This window comes from Arcticibacter eurypsychrophilus, from assembly GCF_001730525.1.
Lineage (GTDB): Bacteria > Bacteroidota > Bacteroidia > Sphingobacteriales > Sphingobacteriaceae > Arcticibacter > Arcticibacter eurypsychrophilus.
This window is the reverse complement of sequence record NZ_MDFN01000009.1, coordinates 57,909-81,379: the sequence shown is the minus strand read 5'-3', so window position 1 is coordinate 81,379 and position 23,471 is coordinate 57,909. Positions and strand designations below refer to the sequence as shown.

The 23,471-nt window shown below is 39.9% G+C and carries 14 protein-coding genes; 12 read left to right on the top strand and 2 right to left on the bottom strand.

The window, feature by feature from the left end; translation table 11 throughout:
* Window positions 1-152 precede the first annotated feature (152 nt).
* The 9 genes from BFL47_RS06575 (at window position 153) to BFL47_RS06535 (ending at window position 13,413) form a co-directional block, all read left to right on the top strand.
* Window positions 153-1,535 (top strand): aspartate aminotransferase family protein, encoded by a 1,383-nt coding sequence (locus BFL47_RS06575; protein WP_069659006.1) that lies wholly within the window; start codon window positions 153-155, stop codon window positions 1,533-1,535.
* A gap of 36 nt (window positions 1,536-1,571) precedes the next feature.
* Entirely contained in the window at window positions 1,572-2,255 is a 684-nt protein-coding gene (locus tag BFL47_RS06570; protein ID WP_069659005.1) for an HAD-IA family hydrolase, read from the top strand.
* A gap of 3 nt (window positions 2,256-2,258) precedes the next feature.
* Entirely contained in the window at window positions 2,259-3,602 is a 1,344-nt protein-coding gene (locus BFL47_RS06565; RefSeq protein ID WP_069659004.1) for a DUF5690 family protein, read from the top strand.
* Window positions 3,603-3,613: 11 nt separating this feature from the next.
* A complete protein-coding gene (locus BFL47_RS06560) occupies window positions 3,614-4,750 on the top strand; it encodes a TIGR03364 family FAD-dependent oxidoreductase (protein WP_069659003.1) in 1,137 nt (378 codons plus the stop codon).
* Window positions 4,751-4,786: 36 nt separating this feature from the next.
* Window positions 4,787-5,365, top strand: a complete 579-nt coding sequence (locus BFL47_RS06555) for a helix-turn-helix domain-containing protein (protein ID WP_069659002.1) — start codon at window positions 4,787-4,789, stop codon at window positions 5,363-5,365.
* Window positions 5,366-5,813: 448 nt separating this feature from the next.
* Entirely contained in the window at window positions 5,814-9,146 is a 3,333-nt protein-coding gene (locus tag BFL47_RS06550) for a SusC/RagA family TonB-linked outer membrane protein (protein WP_069659001.1), read from the top strand.
* A gap of 27 nt (window positions 9,147-9,173) precedes the next feature.
* Window positions 9,174-10,670 carry a SusD/RagB family nutrient-binding outer membrane lipoprotein gene (locus tag BFL47_RS06545; protein WP_069659000.1) on the top strand — a complete coding sequence of 499 codons (1,497 nt, stop codon included), beginning with the start codon at window positions 9,174-9,176 and terminating at the stop codon, window positions 10,668-10,670.
* A 41-nt stretch (window positions 10,671-10,711) separates the two neighbouring features.
* A complete protein-coding gene (locus tag BFL47_RS06540; RefSeq protein ID WP_069658999.1) occupies window positions 10,712-12,382 on the top strand; it encodes an alkaline phosphatase family protein in 1,671 nt (556 codons plus the stop codon).
* A gap of 128 nt (window positions 12,383-12,510) precedes the next feature.
* Window positions 12,511-13,413 (top strand): prohibitin family protein, encoded by a 903-nt coding sequence (locus BFL47_RS06535; protein WP_069658998.1) that lies wholly within the window; start codon window positions 12,511-12,513, stop codon window positions 13,411-13,413.
* A 184-nt stretch (window positions 13,414-13,597) separates the two neighbouring features.
* Here BFL47_RS06535 and BFL47_RS06530 read toward each other — a convergent pair whose 3' ends face one another.
* Together BFL47_RS06530 and BFL47_RS20190 are read right to left on the bottom strand one after the other, a co-directional pair.
* A complete protein-coding gene (locus tag BFL47_RS06530; protein WP_245681320.1) occupies window positions 13,598-14,356 on the bottom strand; it encodes a bestrophin family protein in 759 nt (252 codons plus the stop codon).
* A gap of 200 nt (window positions 14,357-14,556) precedes the next feature.
* Window positions 14,557-15,324 carry a response regulator transcription factor gene (locus BFL47_RS20190; RefSeq protein WP_083257047.1) on the bottom strand — a complete coding sequence of 256 codons (768 nt, stop codon included), beginning with the start codon at window positions 15,322-15,324 and terminating at the stop codon, window positions 14,557-14,559.
* 420 nt (window positions 15,325-15,744) lie between these two features.
* Here BFL47_RS20190 and katG point away from each other — a divergent pair, with 420 nt between their 5' ends.
* The 3 genes from katG (at window position 15,745) to BFL47_RS06510 (ending at window position 23,461) form a co-directional block, all read left to right on the top strand.
* The gene (katG, locus tag BFL47_RS06520; protein ID WP_069658997.1) at window positions 15,745-18,015 is read left to right on the top strand and encodes a catalase/peroxidase HPI; all 2,271 of its coding nucleotides are present in this window, start codon (window positions 15,745-15,747) and stop codon (window positions 18,013-18,015) included.
* An 866-nt stretch (window positions 18,016-18,881) separates the two neighbouring features.
* A complete protein-coding gene (locus BFL47_RS06515; RefSeq protein WP_069658996.1) occupies window positions 18,882-20,258 on the top strand; it encodes an IPT/TIG domain-containing protein in 1,377 nt (458 codons plus the stop codon).
* A gap of 107 nt (window positions 20,259-20,365) precedes the next feature.
* Complete coding sequence (locus BFL47_RS06510) at window positions 20,366-23,461, top strand: SusC/RagA family TonB-linked outer membrane protein (RefSeq protein WP_069658995.1); 3,096 nt, start codon at window positions 20,366-20,368, stop codon at window positions 23,459-23,461.
* Window positions 23,462-23,471: the final 10 nt, after the last annotated feature.

The window sequence follows — 23,471 nt, the reverse complement described above, 5'->3', positions numbered from 1 at the left end:
TTATGTTTGGCAGTTTAACGGTGTTTATTAATGCTAAACACTATCATTCTCTGATAATTCTTACTTCTTACATTAATAATAGTTTAACACAAAAAAAAGTTTATATTAACAGTGTGTGTTTAATATTGCTTAACATTTTATAAGCAATATTAATGATTGATAATACAGGGCGCAATCACAGTCAGACAGAAGGAGATGTAAATCTTACTGAAGAGCGAAAAAATTGGAATGCAGGTATTAAAGGTGCCCTAACCAATGATATTTTAGAAAAGGATGCGAAATACTTCTTGCACCAATCTTTGTCTACTCCTTGTTTGGATGTGATAGATTCCAGTAATGGCATTGATATAATCAATTTAGAGGGTAAAATATACATTGATTTTCATGGCAATAATGTCCACCATCTTGGATATCAAAACTCGTATATATTGGAGCGTGTAAAAGCGCAATTGGATCTTCTCCCTTTTTCCCCCAGGCGTTTTACTAATCTTCCAGCTGTAAACCTTGCTGAAGAACTTATCAGGCTAACGAGCGGAAAGCTAAGTAGGGTATTATTTTCTCCCGGAGGTGCCTCAGCGATGAGTATGGCTCTTAAATTGGCCCGTGTAGCTACGGGTAAATACAAAACTATTTCAATGTACGGTGCTTTTCATGGTGCTTCTATGGACAGCATTTCAGTTGGTGGGGAGTACATGTTCAGGCAGCAACTGGGACCATTGTTGCCAGGAAATATATTGGTACCTCCTCCTGACAGTTACCGGGGCATCTGGTATAATGATAATCTGCCGGAAGGTGATCTGGCCTATGCAGATTATGTGGAATATATCATAGAAAAAGAGGGGGACATTGGAGCTGTTATAGCAGAGACTATTCGTAGTACCACAGTGCATATCCCTTCGCATGGATACTGGAAGCGGATAAGAGAAATTTGTGATAAACATCAGGTGTTGCTTATAATGGACGAAATACCCATTGGCATGGGTCGCACGGGATCCATGTTTGCCTATCAGTATTATGGAATTGTTCCGGACATGCTTGTTTTAGGTAAAGGGCTGGGTGCTGGTATAGTTCCTATGGCCGCTATGTTATGCCGGGAAGAGTTGAATGTTGCCGGTCATGTTGCACTAGGGCATTTTACCCATGAAAAGAATCCACTGGGAGCTACAGCAGCTTTGGCAGCACTCGATTATATGAAAGAGTATAACGTGCTGGAGCATGTGCATATATTGGAATTATGGATGCGTAGCCGGCTTGAGGGCTTACAAAAACAATTCGAGGCAATAGGTCAGGTGAGGGGGATAGGTCTGCTTTGGGGGATCGAATTGGTTAAGAGTCGTGAGACCAAAGAAAAAGATATTCAACTGGCAGAAAGGGTCTTGTATCGTTGTCTGAAAAATGGATTAAGTATAAAAGTTTCTGATGGGAATGTGCTGTCCTTATACCCGCCACTTATCATTACTGAAACTGAGCTTTCCAATGCCATGATGATCTTGGAAGAAGCGATAAGGGATGCTATGGGTATAAAAAAAATTTAGAATGGGCTTTGATAGTAGTGATTTAAAACAGCGGTGATGAGTATAAAACTAGTCGTATTTGATATTGCAGGAACAACGGTAAAAGATGCTAACAAAGTGGGTGAAGCTTTTCAGGAAGCCCTGGGGAAACATGGATTCTATGTGCCAGTTGATGGAACTGCTCCTTTTATGGGATATGAAAAGAAGCGGGCAATCAGGGACATACTTAAAAAATTCCACGATAAAGAGATTATTGATGATGCAGTCATCGTGAGGATCTATGATGATTTTACAAAACAGATGATTCAATACTATGAGGCATCGGATGAGCTTGAACTACTTCCTCATGTCGAAGAAACGCTGACAGCCTTGCATGATTCGGGTAAAAAGATAGCTATTAACACTGGTTTTTCAAGAGGAATAGCTGACGTGATCGTTAACAAGTTTCAATTGTGGGAAAGTGGCCTGATCGATTTTCTGATTGCTTCGGATGAAGTAAAAAATGGGAGGCCGTTTCCGGATATGATCCTCTCCCTCATGAATCAGGCAGGAATAACTGATCCAAAGGAAGTGGCGAAAGTAGGGGATACAGAAGTGGATATTAACGAAGGTAGAAACGCTGGATGTAGTTATTGTATCGGGATCACTACGGGAAGTTATACCCGCAGTGAGTTGCGGGTGCATAACCCGACTCATATTATTGATAATATAAGTGAGGTGCTGGATATAATAAAGGATTAGATTATGAATAAACTACTTAAATATGGACGAAAACAGGCAGCAAAGCTGTCCTTTCCTTTAATTACGGTAGTTACTGCGCTGGCAGCATTTGGTTGTTATACCAGTATGTATGCTTTTAGAAAGGCGTTCACTGCGGGTACTTTTGATGAAGGAGATCTTTTGGGGATTAACTATAAAGTATGGTTGGTGATCGCACAGGTTTTCGGGTATATGCTCAGTAAGTTTTATGGTATCCGTTTTATTGCTGAACAGGGGTATAATCTACGTGCACCGAAAATTCTTCTTTTGATTGGTATTTCCTGGTTTGCCTTGTTTGGTTTTGCCCTGGTTCCTGCACCTTTCAACATTGTTTTCCTGTTTATAAATGGTCTTCCTTTAGGTTTGATCTGGGGATTGGTCTTTTCTTATCTGGAAGGAAGAAGAACTACTGAATTGTTGGGTGCTGTGATGAGTGTCTCGTTGGTTTTTGCCTCCGGATTAGTGAAAACTATCGGCTCTTTACTGATCCTGAATGCACACGTTTCTGTATATTGGATGCCCTTTTTTACGGGATTATTGTTCGTTGTTCCTTTATTAATCTGTACTTTCTTGCTTGAAGTGATGCCCCCTCCGGATGTTAAGGATCTGGCGCTCCGGACAGTGCGGACAACCATGAATGGTGCTGATCGGAAAAACTTTTTGATGAACTATTTACCGGGACTGGCAGTAACGGTGATTATCTATGTTCTGTTTACAGTGCTGCGCGATGTCAGGGATAATTTTGAAGTGGAGATTTGGGCAGATATTGGTATTACCGATAATCGGATTTACGCTCAAACTAATTCAATTATAGCTTTGGTAGTACTTGTTATGGTGAGTTTGCTGATTGTTGTTAAAAATAATTTGGCAGCGTTCACCCTCATTCATGGCATGATTATAAGTGGCTGCCTAATGGCGGTTTTAGCTACCTGGCTTATGGAAAAATCTTTGATTAGCAATGTAACATGGATGAGCGTAACAGGATTAAGTATCTACATGGTTTATATTCCGTATAATGCCATCTTTTTTGAACGTTTATTGGCTACTTTCCGTTGTGGTGGAAATATCGGTTTTATCATGTATGTAGCTGATGCTTGTGGGTATCTGGGCAGTGTGGCAGTCCTTTTAGTAAGGGAATTAAGCTTTGTGCAATTAAGCTGGGGGCATTTTTTTATAAATGCGATATGGAATACGGCATTGTTGGCGGGAGTTTTAGCCTGTTTGTCTCTATTTTACTTCAGAAATAAATATAAGAAGTATGCTATTACGAAAGAAGTGGATGATGCTTATGTTCTGACAAGCAATTCAACACAAAGTTCTAACATTTAAATTTGATAACTATGCATATAAAACCACAGCAAACAGTCCTGATTATTGGGGCAGGTATAGTAGGATTAGCCAGTGCTAGGGCTTTTGCTTTGAAAGGGTATAAAGTAACTGTTTTTGAACGATATTCACAAGCTATTGGTGCTTCGATCCGGAACTTTGGTATGATATGGCCAGTCGGGCAGGCTGCCGGCGATCCGTATAATACGGCTATACAATCAAGGGATATATGGAAGTCAATTTGTGAAGATGCAGGAATTTGGTATCGGCAATCTGGTTCTCTCCATCTTGCCTATAATGCTACGGAATTGGCAGTTATGGAGGAATATGCTGCAGCATATGCTGCAGATAGACCTTGTTCAGTATTAACAGCAGCTGAAACACTGGCAAAGTCGGAAGCAGTGAATCCGGATGGATTGATTGGGGCACTATGGAACGCTGACGAACTTATTGTTGATCCGCGATTAGCGATCTCGCGACTCGCAAGTTACCTGGAAGAGAAACTACAGGTGGAATTCAAGTGGAATACACTTGTGACTCATATCGAAAAAACGACAATATATACTGGAGATCGGAAAAAATATCAGGCAGACATGGTGGTAGTATGCAGTGGTGCTGATTTTGAAACGCTTTACCCAAGGATTTACAGTGAGATTCCGATTACGAAATGCAAGCTCCAGATGATGCGACTGGCTGCACAACCGGGCGATTGGTCGATAGGCTCATCTTTATGTGGAAGTTTGTCAGCTTTGCATTATGCCGCGTTTCAAGTTGCACCATCATTGTCTTCATTGCGTCAATTAGCTGATGAGTATCTGCCGGAATATGGTAAATTAGGAATTCACGTCATGGTATCTCAGAATGGAAATGGCGAATTGACGATTGGCGATTCTCATGAATATGGCTTGAATCCTGATCCATTTGACCGTGAGCATATCAATGCACTTATATTGAATTATCTAAAAACTTTCGCCCGGTTTAAAGACTGGAAGTTGCTTCAATCATGGAATGGGGTTTATGCAAAAATGACAAATGGAGATACCTGTTTTCAGCATAGTCCGGAAGAAGGTGTTCTTATTTTTAATGCTACTGGTGGGGCGGGAATGACACTGTCGTTTGGACTGGCAGAAAGGATGATTCAGCAATTATAAATTACAGACTATATTTACCCGGTAGATAGATTAATTATGAAAGAAGAAATTCTGATTCAAATAGCGGATCAGATCAGGGCCCTGAGAAAGAAAAAAGGAATAACCGTCCAGGAACTGGCAGATAAAGCTTCAGTGAGTAAGGGTCTTATTTCGCAGATAGAGAACAGCCGGGTTGTCCCCTCATTAATGGTGTTGATAGAAATTATTAAGGCATTGGATCTGGATCTGAATGTTTTTTTTAGAAATATCAGCATGGAAAAGAACGGAAAGACAATTTTAGTCAAACGTCGGAACGAGTATAGTTCTTTTGAGAAGGAGCAGGCACAGGGCTTTATTTATCATCGTGTTTTTACTAGAAATATAGAGAAGTCTGTAGTCGATATTGTACTGCTTGAACTTGAACCTAATGCTACCAGGCCAATGGTAGAAACACAAGCTTTTGAGTATAAGTATATACTATCAGGTGAAATCGAATATAGATTTGAAGATGAATTGATCCGGTTGCAAGCTGGAGATTCTATACTTTTTGATGGCCGGATATCTCATACTCCCCGTAATACCGGAGATTCCAATGCTACTATGATTGTGATTTACTTTTTTGAAAATAATCTTTAATTGTTTAATATTAGTAAACTTCATGTTGTTAACTATTTCTTATTTCCATAATTAATAATAGTTTAACATGTTATGCTGCATAAATTAATAATAACTGTTTAATATTGCTTAACATTTAACAAGCAATAGAATGGTTAAAAACGCATAACAACGAGAGATATTCTCCATTATTCAATCCTTTGTTTTAGGAGCCTGTCATTTAACGCATCCGCTAAAGAAATGCTTTAGGAAGGAGTGTGCATTTTCAAATTTTCCATGAATAAACCTTATAAATGGATATAATCTACGCAAACTGATATGAAAATAATAGAAAGGAGGCCTTGTCATTAGATTTATTAGCATAAGGAAATCTATGCTTAAAATGAAAAGAACAGGCAGATTCCGGGCACTGAACTGAAGATCCAGCCCGAAATACTGCACTATAAAAGAACTATTTACCAGTAATATTATGATTATTTATATTAAAACACGAACTGAAGTTTTTAAATCCTGGTGTGTCGGGCTTCTTATTGCTGCACTTGGGCTTTTTACCGTATTTGTGCCTGCTAGGGCATTGGCTAATAATAGTGTAAAAGGAAGCCAACCGGCTTACCAGACTAAGGAAGTAGAGGGAAGAGTAACCGATAATAATGGGAATGGAATAGCGAAAGTATCGGTGAAAATAAAAGGTACTCAGATAGCGGTCGCTACTGATAGCAATGGACATTATAAGTTAAAACTTACAGACCAGACTAGTGTATTGGTATTTTCCATGGTAGGTTTAGTTACACAGGAAATTAATGTTGGGAGTCGTAACCAAATCGATGTTACACTTGAAGAAGATATTTTAGGACTGAAAGAAGTGGTAGTTACCGCACTCGGTATAAGTCGGGAGAAGAAGTCGCTAGGATATTCTACTCAGCAAATAGAGGGAAAGTCGCTTAATGAGGCCCCTTCCAGTAATTTTATCAACAATCTGGCAGGTAAGATTGCTGGAGCTAACATTGTTTCAGGTGGCGCAGTTGGTTCAAGCGCAAGGATTACATTACGTGGCGAATCATCTTTGTCGATGCAAAATAACCAACCTTTATTTATTATTGATGGTGCACCAGTTGCAAATGACGGGGTAAATAATACCTCGGGAAATGCTGATTATGGCAGCAGTACAGCGGCCATAAATCCCGCAGATGTTGCCAGTGTAAATGTGCTGAAAGGACCGGCAGCAGCGGCTCTCTATGGGTCAAGGGCTGCCAATGGAGCAATAGTGATTACAACCAAACAAGGTAGCTCGGGCAAGGGAAGCGGTATAAGTTTCAATTCCTATTATTTCATAAATGATGTTGGGCGGTTACCTCAGTTTCAAAATGAGTTTGGCGCAGGCAGGGGTGGTAAATACAGCGGTTCTAATTTTGGAGCAAGCTGGTCAGCTTATCCAGACGGTGTTCAGGATGGCTTTGATGAGAGCTGGGGACCTCGTTTAGATGTTGGTACCAACGAAGCGCAGTTTGATTCTCCAACAAGTAATGGTTTTCGCGGGGCCGATGTTGCATTGAGTAACCGTGGTGATATCATCGCTACACCATGGGTTTCGCAGCCTGATAATATTCGTGATTTCTTCGAAACAGGAGGAAAAGCGTATAATAATATCGCTTTTTCAGGAAGTAACGAAAAAAGTAAATATAGACTTTCGCTTACATCCCTAAACGAAAAAGGGATTGTACCTAATAATGACCTTGACCGTTACCAGGTATCTTTGAATAGCAGCTATAGGTTAACCAATAAGTTGACCACCGGAATTCATATGAATTATGCTAAAACCGAGAGTACTAACCGACCAGATAATGGTTACGGTCGAAATACTGCCATGTACTTTTTTACCTGGATGAACCGGAATATCAATATGAACAGCTTAAAGGATTATTGGCAAACGGGTCTGGAAGGCCTTAGACAATTTCAGTATAACTACGGAGAAAATCATAATAACCCTTTTTTCCTGATGTATGAAGATACAAAGGGGCAGGATAAGAATCAAGTTTATGGCAATATTGATCTAAACTATGAGATTTCAAAAAACCTGAGTTTGAAATTACGCACTGCACTGGATTATTATAACGATTTCAGGCCAATGCGTTGGGCTGTAAGTGATCTTGATAATGCTGAAGGTAAGTATGAAGAGGTGAAAATAGAATTTATGGAAAGGAACTCTGATTTCTTGTTAAGTTATCATAACACGGCATCAGAAGGGGATTTTAAATATCAGGTTTCTTTAGGTGGAAACCGCTTTGATCTTTCAGGCAACAGCGGCTCCACAACAGCACCTTCCTTACTTATTCCAGGAATCTATAATCTTGGTAATACTGGTGCTCAACTTTCAGCATCGTCCAGCAGATATCAAAAGCGGATTAATAGTATGTATGCAACCACAAATCTCAGCTTCAAAGATGTTATATTTATGGATATAACAGGCCGAAATGATTGGTCAAGTACACTGCCACAGGGGAATAACAGCTACTTCTATCCTTCAGTAGGACTAAATACAGATTTGAAGAAGATTTTAAGTCTTCCTGACGCATTTAGCCAAGGTCAATTAAGAGCTAGCTGGGCTCAGGTAGGTAATGATGCAGGTCCGTACCAATTGTACAATACCTATAACTATAGTGCTCCCTGGGGAAATAATGCTGCTCTGGCGGGTCAATCGGGCTTAGCAAATGCCGCTTTGAAACCTGAACTTACTTCTACTTACGAGATTGGAACGGTATGGGGCTTTTTTGATAGGTTTTCAGTTGATTTAACTTACTACGATATCAGGTCTAAAAATCAGATCATGAGCCTGCCTCAGGTAACGAGTTCGGGTTATACCTCCAGGGCAATCAATGCAGGAGAGATTAAGAATAATGGTGTAGAAATTATGTTGTCGGCTACCCCAATCAATAAACCAGGTTCATTGCGCTGGGATATGTCTGTCAATTGGGCAAAGAATATAGGTAAAGTGATTTCTCTTACAGATGAAGTGGATAAGGTAGTGCAGAGTGCTCCAGGAGAGGAGGCCTCTATTCAGGCCAGAGTTGGCGAACGGATGGGTGCAATATGGGGACCCGGTTATATGCGTGTGCCTGATGGAGCAATGAAGGGTGATGTTATTATTTACGAAAATGGACGTGCACGTGCTACTGGTGCAGATATATATCTTGGTAATATCAATCCGGATTGGACAGGTAGCTTTTCAAGTCAAATGAAATATAAAAACATCTCCTTGAATATGCTGATAGCTGGTCAGGTTGGTGGAAAATTTGTTTCTCGTTTTTACAATAAAGCAGTAGGTGCGGGTCAGCTTATAGAAAGTGCAGAAGGGCGTTCAGCTCGTGAAGTGGGAAAAGAATATGATACCCCTTACTATATATCAGGAGCAGCGATCATGGCTGATGGTAGTTATCAGCCGAATAGCAGTAGTACAGATGGTACCTTCAGTCAGGGAATCTATGGAACTGATATTAGAGGATTTTTTAAAGGACGAATGGACCATATTACAGAGGCTCAGCTTTTCAGTACCACTTATTTTAAATTGAGAGAACTTTCTTTAGGGTATAATTTGCCAGCTAAATGGTTGCAAAGATCTTTTCTGTCCAACGCTAAAGTGGCTTTAACTGGTAGGAATTTGTTTTTATGGACTCCATCGAGCAACAAGCATTTTGACCCGGAAGTAGCCGTGGCTACTCAGGGAAATGGGCTTGTTCCTGGGTTTGAGGATATGAGTCTACCATCCATGAAGGAATTTGGCATCAGCTTAAACCTCAATTTTTAATCTTTTTATCATTTAAAACGAACTAAGATGAAGCGCAAACATATAATTCTATGTACCCTTATCATACTACTTAGTGCCTGCACTAAGAATTTTGAACAAATTAATACGAATCCAAATTCACCGGATCAGATTACGAATCCCGGCTTATTGCTGACCAATATTATTCGGTCTGTTGCAAATAATAATTTAAGCAATTCCTTTGACAGAGGAAGCGTTGCCGCAGATCAGCTTGCTTCTCCCTATGCCAGTAACTTTATCAACTGGACAAGAAATGATGCCAATAGTTACTTTTGCTGGAATTATTACAATTACATCCGCGACTTGAATGAAATTATTACTGTAGCTGATGCACAAAAATTGAATAACTACAAAGGCATTGCATTAGTTCTCCGTTCCTGGATGTTTCAGAATCTGACCGATCTTTATGGTCCGATACCTTTTCGTGAAGCTGCCAGTTCTAAAACTACAGGTATAAACAAACCTAAATATGAACAACAGGAAGTGGTTTACGCAGGATTACTGAATGATCTGGAAGAAGCGGTAACTCTAATGGGTACCAGTAAAGAAACGGTAATCGGTGATATTATGTTTGCTGGCGATCAGATTCGCTGGAAAAAATTCGCTACAGGAATGACCCTTCGCCTATTAATGCGTCAATCAGGAAAAGTAAATCCTACAAGCAAGATGACGGCTATTTTAGCCAATCCGTCTAAATATCCTCTTTTTCAATCGCATGAAGATCAAGCCGCACTGCAATATCTGGGTGATCGTTTAGAAAACGAAATGCCCTTTTATAGGGGAAGCAACAGTGATTATGGAATTAGCACCCGGATATCTGCCAATCTGAACAATTACTTGTCCACTTTGAATGATAGCCGCTTGTTTGTACTTGCTATACCTGCATCGGTTGACAATAAATATCATGGTGCTGTGAATGGAACTGGCGACTGGGATGATCCTGCAAAATACTCTGCACCTGGTATGCTGTGGGCTCCCCGGCAATATAATGATGAACTTGCATCACCCACTGCAGCCCAAAGTGTATTTTATAGCTATTCGGAAGAACAGTTTATTTTGGCAGAAGCGGCAGAAAAAGGATTTATTTCTGGTGGATCAACTTCAGCAGCCACCTATTATCATAATGGAATAAGCGATCAGTTCAGCTACTATGCCAGCAGGATTCCTGCTAATTACAGTTTTCCTAAACCAGCTGATATTGTTGCAGGAGCTGATTATTATGCACAAACGGGAGTGGTTTATACGGGTACTACAGATCAAAAATTGCGAAAGATCTATCTTCAAAAGTGGATTTCATTGTTTTTAAATGGATTTGAGGCTTGGTCTGAATGGAGAAGAACTGGTTTTCCCAATATTCAAGTCGGACCTGTAAGTTCAGGATACGTTCCTGTAAGATGTTTATATCCTGCCGATGAGCAGCGTATCAATGAAGCTAATTATCAGGAAGCTGTGAGTTGGCTTGGTGCGGATGATATGAAAAGTAAAGTATGGTGGGACGCTAATTAGATTTGGAATGCCTATCCTTTTCAATATAAAATTAAAAAATAATGAAAGTACTTTTTTCTAATATTCTTATTTTGCTTGCAATCAGCTGTGTATCGTTTACTTTTACACACGATGAAGGTTCGCCGGAAGGAATCAAACATGTCATTATTATTGGTATTGACGGCATGAGTGTTTCTGGTCTTCAAAAGGCTAAGACACCAGTAATGGACCGTATGATAAGTCAGGGTAGTATGGTATTAAAAGTTCGGACTGTCTTGCCCTCGGTAAGCAGTCCGAATTGGGCATCCATATTGCTTGGAGCAGGTCCTGAACAACACGGTGTCACAAATAATGACTGGAAGATTGATGATCATCTTCTTGAACCTGTTGTTTTTGATTCGAACAACAGGTTTCCATCAATTTTTAGTATCATCCGTGAGCAAATTCCGAACGCTGAAACCGGGTCAGTATACGAATGGGAAGGTTTTGGCAGACTATATCAGCAGTCGGCCGTCAGTTATGATCATCATTTTTCAACTCCCGACTCTACAGCTACTGAATTTCAAGACTACATCTTGAAGAAAAAGCCTTTGTTTGCTTTTATGCACCTTGATTTGGTTGATGGAGCAGGGCATGAATCGGGGCATGGTACTGAAGCCTATTTTAAAGCGATCAGCAAAGCTGATTCGCTTATAGGCAACGTCCTTAATTCAATTAAAGAAGCAGGTATAGATTCAAATACACTTGTAATCATTACATCTGATCATGGAGGTATTGGTTATGGTCATGGGGGTAATACACCTGAAGAAACGGTTGTGCCTCTTGTTTTTTATGGTAAAGGAGTCAAAAAGGGATATACCATAAAGCAACAGGTATACCAATATGATGTAGCTGCTACGGTTGCGTTTGCACTGAAAGTAGTTCCTCCATATGCATGGATAGGCCGGCCTGTTAAAGCCGCCTTTGAGGGATATGAAGAACCTGCAAATCTTTGGCAGGGAACATTACGTTTAACAGCTCCGGTTATTTATCCTGAACGGGAATTGTATAGACTGCCGGGTGGCCTGTATGTAAATAAAAGTGCTGAGGTTAGAATGAGTTCTACTGAGCAGCATGTTTCTATATATTATACCTTGGATGGAACAGAGCCTGGAGCTAATTCGGCGATTTATAAAGAACCATTCATGGTTAAACAAACCACGGTAGTAAAAGCTAAAGCTGTGGGTCAGGACGGCCATGAAAGTCAATCATCGACTGCTTATTTTAGGATTGTGAAACCGAATGAAACGACGGGCTTAAATACAAAGTTCTTTAGTGGCGATCATTGGGAAGAGTTGCCCTCCTTTAATCAGCTGAAGTCGCAGAAACAATGGAGAAGTCTAGAGTTCAGTATATGCAGACAACAGCTTCTGGATTTAATTCCAGCTGATAATTCTTGTTTCGGATTAGTTTATGAAGGATATCTTCAAATTGACAAAGCTGGTAAATATTCATTTTATACCCAATCAGATGATGGTAGTAAATTGTATATTGATGGTGAACAAGTTGTGGACAATGATGGTGATCACGGAGTGATTGAAAGTATGGGATCCATCACATTGAAGCCTGGAAAACATGCTATAAAAGTGGCTTATTTCAATGCAGATGGAGGCTTTTGGCTGGAAACATTTTATAAGGGTCCAGGGCTGACTAAACAAATTATTCCTGCAAATAAATTATTCCTTAAACAATAAATTGCTGTTTGAAAATTAACATGATTTAATATAATACGTAACCCTGTCTCTTCTTGGCTTAATAAACTATTTATTTATGATTTTGAGGGAAAATATATATATGTTTACTCATATTTAAAGCGCATATTATGTTTTTTATCATTTTAGGTTTGCTCGTTATAACAGCAAGTTTTTTTATAGCCAGAGGAGATAGTCAGGCTGCCCGATTCAGTGGAGCGATCCGAATTGTAGGAATTGTTTTGGCACTTCTTGGAGCTTCTCTTTCAATGTTCAAAGTTGTAGATGCTGGTCATGTTGGTGTTAAAACGCTATATGGAAGGGTAGATAATGATGTATTATACAGTGGGTTGAATTTTATAAATCCACTTGTTGAGGTAACAATGTTCGATGTTAAAACGCAGAATTATACCATGTCCGGCACTCATGATGAAGGTAACAAATCGGGCGACGATGCGATTCGGATCTTAACATCAGATGGTTTGGAGGTTACAATTGATCTTTCTGTTTTATTTAGTGTGCGTCCTAATGATGCACCCAACATCCTCAAAGAAATAGGGGATGATTATGTGGATAAGATTGTGCGCCCTGTAGCACGCACTGCCATTCGTGACAATGCGGTATCTTATGAGGCCGTAGCTTTATATTCAACCAAACGTCAGGAGTTTCAGGATAAGATTTTTAATGCAATTAATAAGAGCTTTGCTACCCGTGGCTTAAAGTTGGAACAGTTACTGATTAGAAATGTCACTCTGCCTGAATCGGTCCGCAAAACTATTGAGTCAAAGATCAATGCAGAGCAGGATGCTCAGAAAATGCAATTCGTTTTACAGAAAGAAAGACAGGAAGCAGAACGGAAGCGTGTAGAAGCTCAGGGTATTGCTGACTATCAGCGTATTTTATCTACCGGATTGAGTGATAAACAGCTACAATATGAGTCAATTATCGCCCAAAAAGAAATTGCTCTTTCGCCTAACACGAAGGTAATTATAATGGGGAACTCAAAGAATCCGGTAATATTAGGAGGAAACTAAAAGTTCTGTTATAATACTCCGGCAAATGGGTATTATAACAGATAATGGTTTCAATATGAATGCAGAATTTATTAACCACAAATATTTAATTGTCTGGTCTTGAGAGTGTGAGATCCGCCTTAAGAAAGCGTTTCTTAATACTTACATGAATAAGATAAAAAATAATAAATGTGAATGCACCGTATTAAAGTATGTAATACACTTTTGACTTTGATAGATGGCCGCCTGAAACTGTAGCCGGTTCTTCATGTTCATAATTTTGCTTCAGCATTTGCATAAAATCGCGTTCAATAGTACGGGATATAGTAGTGGTAGGTGTATCAGTTGGTTTGTTCTCAAATGGATCCTGAAGATGTATGGCCATTTTTTCTATCAGGAAGAAGGAACTGGCAATAGCTATTACTACCGGTACTTCTATCACACCAAAAAACTCTATCAACCCAAATGGCAACAGTATGATGAACAATATCAAGGCAAAATGGATATAGACACCATAAGTGGCAGGGAAAATAGTGTTTTTGATCCGTTCGCAACCACCCATTTCGTTTGAAAAGCGGGTTAGGGTGTTATCAAGTTCTACTTGCTGGTGTTTGTTTATCCAACCTAATTTAAAGGCATTCCTCAGGTCTGTACCTTGTAATTCCAGTAAGGCTAGTGGTACATTATGGTAATGCTTAATTTGTTCAAGATCATCTTGACATAGCCATTTTTCAAGTCCTTTCATAGAATTCTCTCCACGTAAGTGGTGGCTTAAACTATGGCACCATGCTATCTGCCTTTTTGCCATACGCTCACAAAAAGCTTTTTCTTCCGCGGTTCCATAATGTGTATCAATAAAGGTAAAAAGTTGCCGGGTAAGCGTACGTGAATTGTTGACGATAGCACCCCACGAAGTACGTGCTTCCCACCATCTGTCGTACGCCTGGTTTGACTTAAAGGCCAATAATATTGATATAAACAGTGCCTAGGATAGTAGGTACCGCAATGGGGATAGATATTCGGGTGATATGAAAATTGTTGTATAAAACGGCAATAAGCGTTGCATACAAAGTAACCATTATAATCTCGACCTTTATATTCCCGAATATGTATGTAGCGGGTATATTTTCTCTAAGCAACATATTTTTATTTTTTATGGTTCAATTAAATTTCGCTCATTTCTAATACCATTTTTGATTCGGTAACTTGTCCGGATTCTGCATCGGTACCTACGGCGATAACCGGCAGTCCACTTCTTTTTATTAATATTGATGGATCGATGCTCGATTTATTTAGTTTATTTACAGCATGATCGGATACATCAAGTATATGACTTACCTCATTAGCCTCTAAAAAATTACAGAACAGGTTAAGTGTACTACCGTATAAAAATTCAATTTTTAAATTTTTTATCTCCGGATGCTCTTTCTTTAATTGATCGCATCGCTGATAAAATTCATCGCTTATCAGTTCATATTCACGATTCCGTTTGGATAGACTCAATAAGTCGCTTATGGTATTTACTTCAAGGTCATTGATGACGATGCTTTTGCTTGCTACATGCCCTCCACTTGCGCTACGGCGTACCAGGGTACGTATACGAGCTTCAAGTTCGGCAAACTTAAAAGGTTTCCCCAGGTAATCGTCAGCACCACTGTTCAATCCTGTTACGATATTTTCGGTGCTGGAAAGAGCTGTAAGCATGAGGATAGCAATGTGCTGTTTTGTTTTACGAAGCTCTTTACATACTTGGATCCCGTTCATCCCTGGCAGCATAATGTCCAGAATGATGAGGTCGAAATTATGCCCGAGAGCCATTTCAAGTCCTGTATTGCCACCGGCAGCTACACTTACTTCCATGCCAGCTTCTGTTAAGCCCCGTACTATTACTGAAATCAAACCCGGCTCATCTTCAACAGGTAATATCTTCATCGTAATAGTATTTTAATTATTATCTGCCAAATTTTAATGCCAATAAAACAAGTCAAACCCCAACACATATAGCGTAAACTTAGTGGTTAAAAATATTATACTTTTAAATAAGTCTGTAATTAACTTCAGTTTACATAATGATGACTGATATGGCTGGTTTTTGTTTACTTGAAACTCAGAGATAGCGGTGCTGTATAAGAACTTCTTAATGATATATGTGTTTAGTAATGATAGTATTTAGATAGTGAAAAGGTCTTATAGGAGGGTATATTAAAATTTCTGAATTTTGTATATTATAATAGACTTTATCTATTTAACATAGAAATTAATGATTATGATTGTTTGATCCAATATCATATTTTTATGATACTTTATAATCGCTGAGACGTATAAAGTGGTCAATAAATAAATTTGCAAAATATGGAAAATGAATCAAATGATATCAGTAAATGCCCATTTTTTAATGGTAGCATGAAGCAGACTGCAGGCGGTGGCGGTACCCGCAACCGCGATTGGTGGCCGAACCAATTAAAGTTGAGTATTCTGCGTCAGCACTCCTCTTTATCAGATCCTATGGGTGATGATTTTAATTATGCTGAAGCTTTTAAAAGTCTTGATTTTGCCGCTGTGAAAACGGACCTTAATGCACTTATGACTGACTCCCAGGACTGGTGGCCTGCAGACTTTGGTCACTATGGTGGTTTATTTATCCGTATGGCATGGCATAGTGCAGGAACTTATCGTGTGGGCGATGGACGTGGTGGTGCTGGTGCAGGACTGCAACGTTTTGCACCACTTAACAGTTGGCCAGACAACGTAAGTCTCGATAAAGCCCGCAGGTTACTATGGCCAATTAAACAAAAATATGGCAGCAAAATTTCATGGGCTGATCTGATAATACTTACTGGTAACGTAGCACTGGAATCAATGGGTTTTAAGACTTATGGATTTGCCGGAGGACGTGAAGATGTATGGGAAGCGGATGAATCTGTGTATTGGGGATCAGAAACCACCTGGCTGGGCGGCGATATTCGATATGCACATGGTTCACCAGGAGTGGAAGAAGGTCATGGTGTATTAGTATCAGACGATGACGCCGATGGTGATATCCATTCCCGAAATCTGGAAAAACCACTTGCAGCTGTACAAATGGGGTTGATTTACGTGAATCCAGAAGGTCCTGACGGTAACCCAGACCCAATTGCTTCGGCTAAAGATATCAGAGATACATTTGGTCGGATGGCCATGAATGATGAGGAAACGGTAGCGTTAATAGCCGGTGGACACAGCTTTGGCAAAACTCATGGAGCTGCCCCTGCTGATCATGTAGGCAAAGAGCCTGAAGCTAATGACGTCGAAATGCAGGGTTTCGGCTGGAACAACAATTATGGTTCTGGCAAAGGTGCCGACACTATTACCAGTGGACTGGAAGTAACTTGGACTAAAACACCAACCCAATGGAGCAATAATTTTTTTGAAAATCTATTTGGTTATGAATGGGAACTGTCTAAAAGTCCAGCCGGTGCACATCAATGGGTAGCTAAAGATGCAGAAGCCATTATTCCTGATGCGTATGATAGCTCAAAAAAGCATTTGCCAACCATGCTTACTACGGACATTGCTTTAAGGTCTGATCCGGCATACGAAAAAATATCACGACGTTTTTTTGAAAACCCTGAAGAGTTTGCTGATGCTTTTGCGCGTGCATGGTTTAAACTAACACACCGCGATATGGGCCCAAAGTCACGTTATTTAGGGCCTGAAGTACCGCAGGAAGAATTGCTTTGGCAGGATCCTATTCCAGCAGTTGATCACGCAATAATAACTGAAAGTGATATTGCGACATTGAAAGCAAAAGTATTAGAATCAAGTTTGAGCGTATCAGAGCTGGTTTCCACAGCATGGGCTTCGGCGTCTACCTTCCGCGGTTCTGATAAGCGTGGAGGTGCCAATGGTGCCCGCATTCGCCTTGCTCCACAAAAATACTGGCAGGTGAATAACCCTGTGCAATTGCAAAAAGTGTTGAATATATTGGAGGGCATTCAAAAAGGATTTAATGAAGCGCAGACAGGCGGTAAAAAGGTTTCTTTAGCCGATTTAATCGTCCTTGCCGGTACTGCAGGTGTTGAAAAAGCAGCTAAAGATGCAGGAAATAGCATCCCAGTTCCTTTTACACCGGGCCGTATGGATACCTCTCAGGAACAAACCGATGCAGAATCGTTCGGTTACCTGGAGCCTGCTGCTGACGGTTTCCGTAACTACCGTAATTCGAAGATTCATGTATCCACCGAAGAGATGCTGATCGATAAAGCTCATTTGCTCACACTTACAGCACCTGAATTAACTGTATTAGTGGGCGGTATGCGGGTATTGAACACTAACTTTGATGGATCCCAACATGGTGTTTTTACATCACGTCCGGGTTTGCTTAGTAACGATTTCTTTGTGAACTTGCTTGATATGAGCACTGCATGGAAAGCAATATCTAATGATAAGGAAGTTTACGTAGGTACTGACCGTACCAACGGTGAAATAAAATGGACAGGTACACGTGCAGACTTGGTTTTTGGTTCTAATTCAGAATTAAGAGCTGTGGCTGAAGTGTATGGTAGCGCAGATTCTCAAGACAAATTCGTAAAAGACTTTGTGGCTGCCTGGAGTAAAGTAATGAATCTGGACAGGTTTGACTAAAAGTAGATTCATTGTATTAAGCTAGCTTGATCTTTGTTTTATTTACAAATGATCGAGCTCATTTAGTATATTAATAATCAAACTAAGACATAAAAAGAGGCTGTATCAATATGCACTGCCCCCAAAAAGTTAGATACTTATTGGGGGCATTTTTATGGGTAAAAAAAACAAACATAGCTTAGTTTTTAAACATGTGATTTCAATTTGATTTTTTAATTAATTGGTCATCATTGAAAAAGAATAAGAGAGCCCCTTAAACTGCTGGGTATAATATGTTCTGTGCGGTTGTTAAGAGGCTCCAACTTATCGCGATTTTTTTCTTTCAACCGAGCATTAAAGGGCGGGACCATGGTTCTGTTTGATTTTTTTGAGCACGCGTTCAACATATATAAGGTTTAAAGGGATTTGCTTTAAGATTATTTTTTAATGCATTTTTACTTTTTATTTAACAAAAACAGCTTTTATTCCTAAAAGTTAAACCAAAAGAAATTTTCTATCTCATATTAATGACAATAGTAAGCCTATACGCTACTTCCTAACTCTACGAGAAATACGAACATTATTTTAGTCTGCGTTTATAAGTTCGTAACTATTTCGTTGCACTTTAGCACGGGTGGTAAGTATAAACATAATCAACCTGATTCAATAGCGAATCAAATTAAGCTAACCTATTAATCAAAGTTTCGTTTCCAGATGCTTTTATAAAGAAAAAGGTTAGATTCTAGCGATATCTTGCAAATGTAACTACTTGATAATTATTGAATTGTGGTTTTTTTTATTTAGATTTTTAATGTTAACCACAATGAATCAATATGAAGAGAGAACTATGTATATAACTTTGGATACTAACATTATAAATTCAATATATGAGAGATTTTACTAAATATTTAATTTTCTTATTCATCTGCCAATTAGCCTTATTTGGATGTAAAAAAGATGAAGGTAAGAACAACGGCCGTGATCCTAGTCAGCCGGTTGTGATCAGCGATTTTTCTCCTAAAGCAGGAGCTGTCCGCACAAGGCTCTACATTTACGGAACCAATCTGGGTGATGACATTTCAAAGATCAAGGTTTCAATAGGAGATAGGGAATTGAGGATTATAGGAGTCTCCGGAGACAAAATCTATTGCATTGTCCCGAAACAGACTGGTTCGGGTGAGGTAAAGGTAGTGATCAATGGCGATGATGGAGCGCCTGTTGCTGAGCATATATTCAGTGAAGGTTTTACGTATGTGTCAAAGATCTCGGTTGGAACGCTTGTAGGGAAGGTTGACGAATACGGTAACTCCGCAGTTATTAACGGTACTTTTGAACAAGCTGGTTTCAATGATCCTACCTGGATGCTCTTTGAACCTAATACCAATTCACTATTTGTAGTTGAGAGAGACAAGCTTGTGCGGAGAGTTTTGATAAATGAAAGACAAGTCTCTACGCTTATCACTAACGGACAGGCTTCTTTTAAAGCGCTGCAAACTGCAACAATGAGCTTCGATAATGATACCCTGTTTATTGTTGACGATAATGGACAGAACAACAAGAATTTTGTGGCTATTGCATACACTTTACGTTCAGAAAACTTTAGAAGAGTGCATCCGTACCTTTACGACCGAACAAGTTATGCCTGTGCACATCACCCGGTAGACCATGTCATGTTTTTTAACACCTGGTGGGGTGGAGCATTAATGAAAGCGTTCTATGATCCTGCAATTGGAGGTTTAAATTCCAGGGAACTTTTTAGAGTAGGAGGGAATAATGATTTTAAGACAACCATTTTCTTCCACCCGTCGGGAAACTATGCTTATTTTTTAGAAAGTGGATGTGTGTATAAGAGCAATTATAATTGGGCTAAGAAAGAACTGAGCTCGCCCATCGTCTTTGCAGGGCAACCAGGTTTTACCGGTGATATAGATGCTATAGGTACGTCGGCCAGATTCTCTTTCCTTTATCAAGGCGTATTTGTAAAAAATCCAGCTTACGCAGGAAAAGCAGATGAGTACGATTTCTATATGTGTGATGTCAATAATCACAGTATTCGGGTACTATCGCCAACTGGAGAAGTAGCGACTTATGCGGGTAAAGGAAGCCCCTCATCTGACGGTAAGAAAGAAGGGTATATTGATGGTGATTTAAGGAAGGAAGCCCGTTTTAACCAACCAAGTGGGATAGCCTATGACGAAGAAAGGAAAATTCTCTATATCTCAGAAAAAACCAATAGACGGATTCGCACAATAAGTGTAGAGTAGTTGTAAGCGCCATTTAAATAAGTTTTTCAGAAAAATCGCCTGCTTCTTTCACATGGTTGAAATATTTTCCATGGAACTGTCAATGCAGGGGATACAAATTGGGACATATGAAAAAATACATTATAATCCTTTTATGGGTATGTGGATGCTTTTGCCAAGTATTTGGGCAGAATGATGCAGTATCTGTGACAGTCAGAGGCAAAGTAGTCGATGAAAAGAACGAACCTCTGCCCGGGGTTTCAGTAGTAGTCAAGGATCAACCCGGCTTGGGTGTACCGACCAATTCCGATGGGAATTATACAATTAAAACGAACAAGTACCGTTGGCTGGTCTTCTCCTATATAGGGTTTGTAACCCGGGAAGTCTTGATTAAAGATGATTTAGAGATAAACGTTGTGATGAAGGAATCTGAATCTAACGCACTTAATGAAATCGTAATCACTGCAACAGGCCCTCAGAGAAAGGTCACAGTGACCGGTGCCGTTACTACCGTAGATCTTAATACCTTAAGAACACCCAGTTCCAGTATCACCAATGCTCTAGCCGGAAACGTTGCAGGGGTTTTAACTTTACAACGTTCAGGACAACCTGGAAATAATTCATCCGAATTTTGGATACGTGGTATTTCTACCTTTGGTGCAGGTACCGCTGCCCTTGTTTTGGTAGATGGCTTTGAGCGAAGTCTGAATGAAATCAATATTGAGGATATTCAATCTTTTTCTGTACTTAAAGATGCTTCTGCGACCGCTATTTATGGTTCAAGGGGTGCAAACGGTGTAATATTGGTTACTACAAAACGCGGTAAAGATGGTAAAGTAGCGATCAGTGGGAAAGCAGAAACTTCGTACAATGCAAGGACATTTACGCCTGAATTTGTTGGGGGAATTAAATATGCGGAACTTATGAATGAAGCACGCAGCACCCGTAACCAGACGTCATTTTATACAAATGACGACCTGGGGCTTATACGTGATGGTTTAGATCCGGATCTTTTTCCCAATATCAACTGGATGAAAATGTTTCTCAAAGATGGCGCCGCTACCAAGAGAGGTTCATTGAACTTTGATGGTGGAGGTGCTACAGCGCGTTATTTTGTGTCCGGTAGTTACATTGATGAGGGCGGTATGTATGCCGTCGACGATGCGTTGAATGATTATAATAGCAATGCGAATTACAAACGCTGGAATTATAGGACAAGTGTGGATATGAACCTGACCAAGACTACGGTAGTGAAGGTTGGGATAGCAGGGTCTTTAGGCAAGCAGAATCTTCCTGGGGGTACATACGACGAAATATGGGCTTCATTAATGGGACAGAATCCTATTTCAATTCCAATCCGCTACTCCGATGGGAAAGTGGCTTCAAGAGGTGGTGCCGAACGAAACAATCCATGGACGCTGATTACTCAGCAAGGATATATTGAAAATTGGGAAAATAAGATACAGACCAACGTGACTTTGGAGCAGAATATGGACTTTGTAACCAAAGGCATGCGTTTTCTCGGAAGATATGGTTACGATACGAATAACAAGAACAATATCAGAAGAATGAAATGGCCGGAAGGATGGGAAGCACAACGGTTAAGAGATTCTGAGGGAAATTTGATTTTTGATCGTCGTATTACTGAGCAGTTATTGACCCAACAATCATATGCAGAGGGCGAGCGTTTAGAATTCATGCAAGGCGAACTGCACTACGCAACAAGCTTCGGCAGTCACAATATGGGAGGTATGTTGCAGTATACTCAGGAAAAGAAAGTGAACACCTCTTATTACGGTGATGACTTGATCCAGGGTATTGACCGACGCAATCAACGATTTGCTGGCCAGTTTACATACGGGTATAAAAGCCGCTATTTTGCAGATTTTAGCTTCGGCTATAACGGTTCGGAAAACTTTGCCACAGGTCATCAATTCGATTTTTTCCCAGCTGTTTCCGGAGCGTGGAACATAGGGGAGGAACCTTTTATAAAGGAAAATTTGAGCTGGATGAATATGTTTAAGGTCCGTTACTCCTATGGTAAAGTGGGGAATGACTATATCGGTAGCGACCAAGTGCCAATTCGTTTTCCCTACCTCTCTTCTTTCAGAACATACGATCAACCTACGGATCCTAATAAGGGGTATAATTGGGGAGATATCGAAAGTAGCTTTAGTTTCCCTGGGTTAACCTATCAGAATATTGCGTCAAATACGGTGACTTGGGAAGTAGCTACAAAGCACAACCTAGGTTTGGATCTTTCATTATTTAATGACAAAATAGCAGGATCTCTGGATTATTTCCATGAACAACGAGATGGAATATATATGAGAAGAGATTACGTACCAGCAAGTGTAGGTCTACAAGCTGCAAATCCAAGTGCCAATGTAGGATCTGTCTTGTCCAAAGGAATTGACGGACAGATTAAGATTTCTCAAACTGTAGGCAAGGTTAATTTAACCATGCGTGGTACGATGACCTATAGCAAGAATGAAATTCTGGAAGCGGACGAACAATTTAGTAACTATCAGTATAACACTCAAGCCGGTTTCAGGGTTAAACAGAACAGGGGCCTTCTTGCCCTTGGACTTTTTAAAGACTATGACGACATAAGAGACAGTCCAGTACAAACATATGGAGCGGTTATGCCAGGTGACATCAAGTACAAGGATATTAATGGCGATGGCAAAATAGACGACACTGATATACTACCTGTGGGAGCAACTTCTTATCCGAACCTAGTCTACGGTTTTGCGTTGGTAAGTCAATGGAAAAGTTTTGACTTTAACGTGCATTTCCAAGGTGCGGGCAAATCGTCATTTTTTATCAATGGCTACACGGTTTACCCTTTCAGCGAAGGCGACTGGGGAAATATACTGACAGATTTCGATGAATCAAACCGTTGGATCCTAGGTCAGAATGAAGATGTCAACGCTTCTTATCCCAGATTGAGTTATGGTGGTAACGCAAACAATTACAGGGCATCGTCATACTGGCTCAGGGAAAGCACCTATTTGCGTCTTAAAACACTTGAAGCTGGATATACCTTGCCAAAGCGCATCGTTAATAGATTCCATGTAAATAATCTAAGGCTGTATTTAATGGGCACGAACGTACTCACATTCTCTAAATTCAAATTGTGGGATCCTGAGATGAATAGTTCTAACGGACAGGCCTATCCCTTGGCAAAGACCTTCACTTTTGGTATAACTGCAACCTTATAAACTTAAAAGA

Coding starts and splice junctions, on each gene's coding strand:
- katG (WP_069658997.1), top strand. CDS start 15,745: ATGGAAAATGAATCAAATGATATCAGTAAATGCCCATTTTTTAATGGT.
- BFL47_RS06550 (WP_069659001.1), top strand. CDS start 5,814: ATGATTATTTATATTAAAACACGAACTGAAGTTTTTAAATCCTGGTGT.
- BFL47_RS06540 (WP_069658999.1), top strand. CDS start 10,712: ATGAAAGTACTTTTTTCTAATATTCTTATTTTGCTTGCAATCAGCTGT.
- BFL47_RS20190 (WP_083257047.1), bottom strand. CDS start 15,324: ATGAAGATATTACCTGTTGAAGATGAGCCGGGTTTGATTTCAGTAATA.
- BFL47_RS06565 (WP_069659004.1), top strand. CDS start 2,259: ATGAATAAACTACTTAAATATGGACGAAAACAGGCAGCAAAGCTGTCC.
- BFL47_RS06555 (WP_069659002.1), top strand. CDS start 4,787: ATGAAAGAAGAAATTCTGATTCAAATAGCGGATCAGATCAGGGCCCTG.
- BFL47_RS06545 (WP_069659000.1), top strand. CDS start 9,174: ATGAAGCGCAAACATATAATTCTATGTACCCTTATCATACTACTTAGT.
- BFL47_RS06515 (WP_069658996.1), top strand. CDS start 18,882: ATGAGAGATTTTACTAAATATTTAATTTTCTTATTCATCTGCCAATTA.
- BFL47_RS06570 (WP_069659005.1), top strand. CDS start 1,572: ATGAGTATAAAACTAGTCGTATTTGATATTGCAGGAACAACGGTAAAA.
- BFL47_RS06560 (WP_069659003.1), top strand. CDS start 3,614: ATGCATATAAAACCACAGCAAACAGTCCTGATTATTGGGGCAGGTATA.
- BFL47_RS06575 (WP_069659006.1), top strand. CDS start 153: ATGATTGATAATACAGGGCGCAATCACAGTCAGACAGAAGGAGATGTA.
- BFL47_RS06510 (WP_069658995.1), top strand. CDS start 20,366: ATGAAAAAATACATTATAATCCTTTTATGGGTATGTGGATGCTTTTGC.
- BFL47_RS06535 (WP_069658998.1), top strand. CDS start 12,511: ATGTTTTTTATCATTTTAGGTTTGCTCGTTATAACAGCAAGTTTTTTT.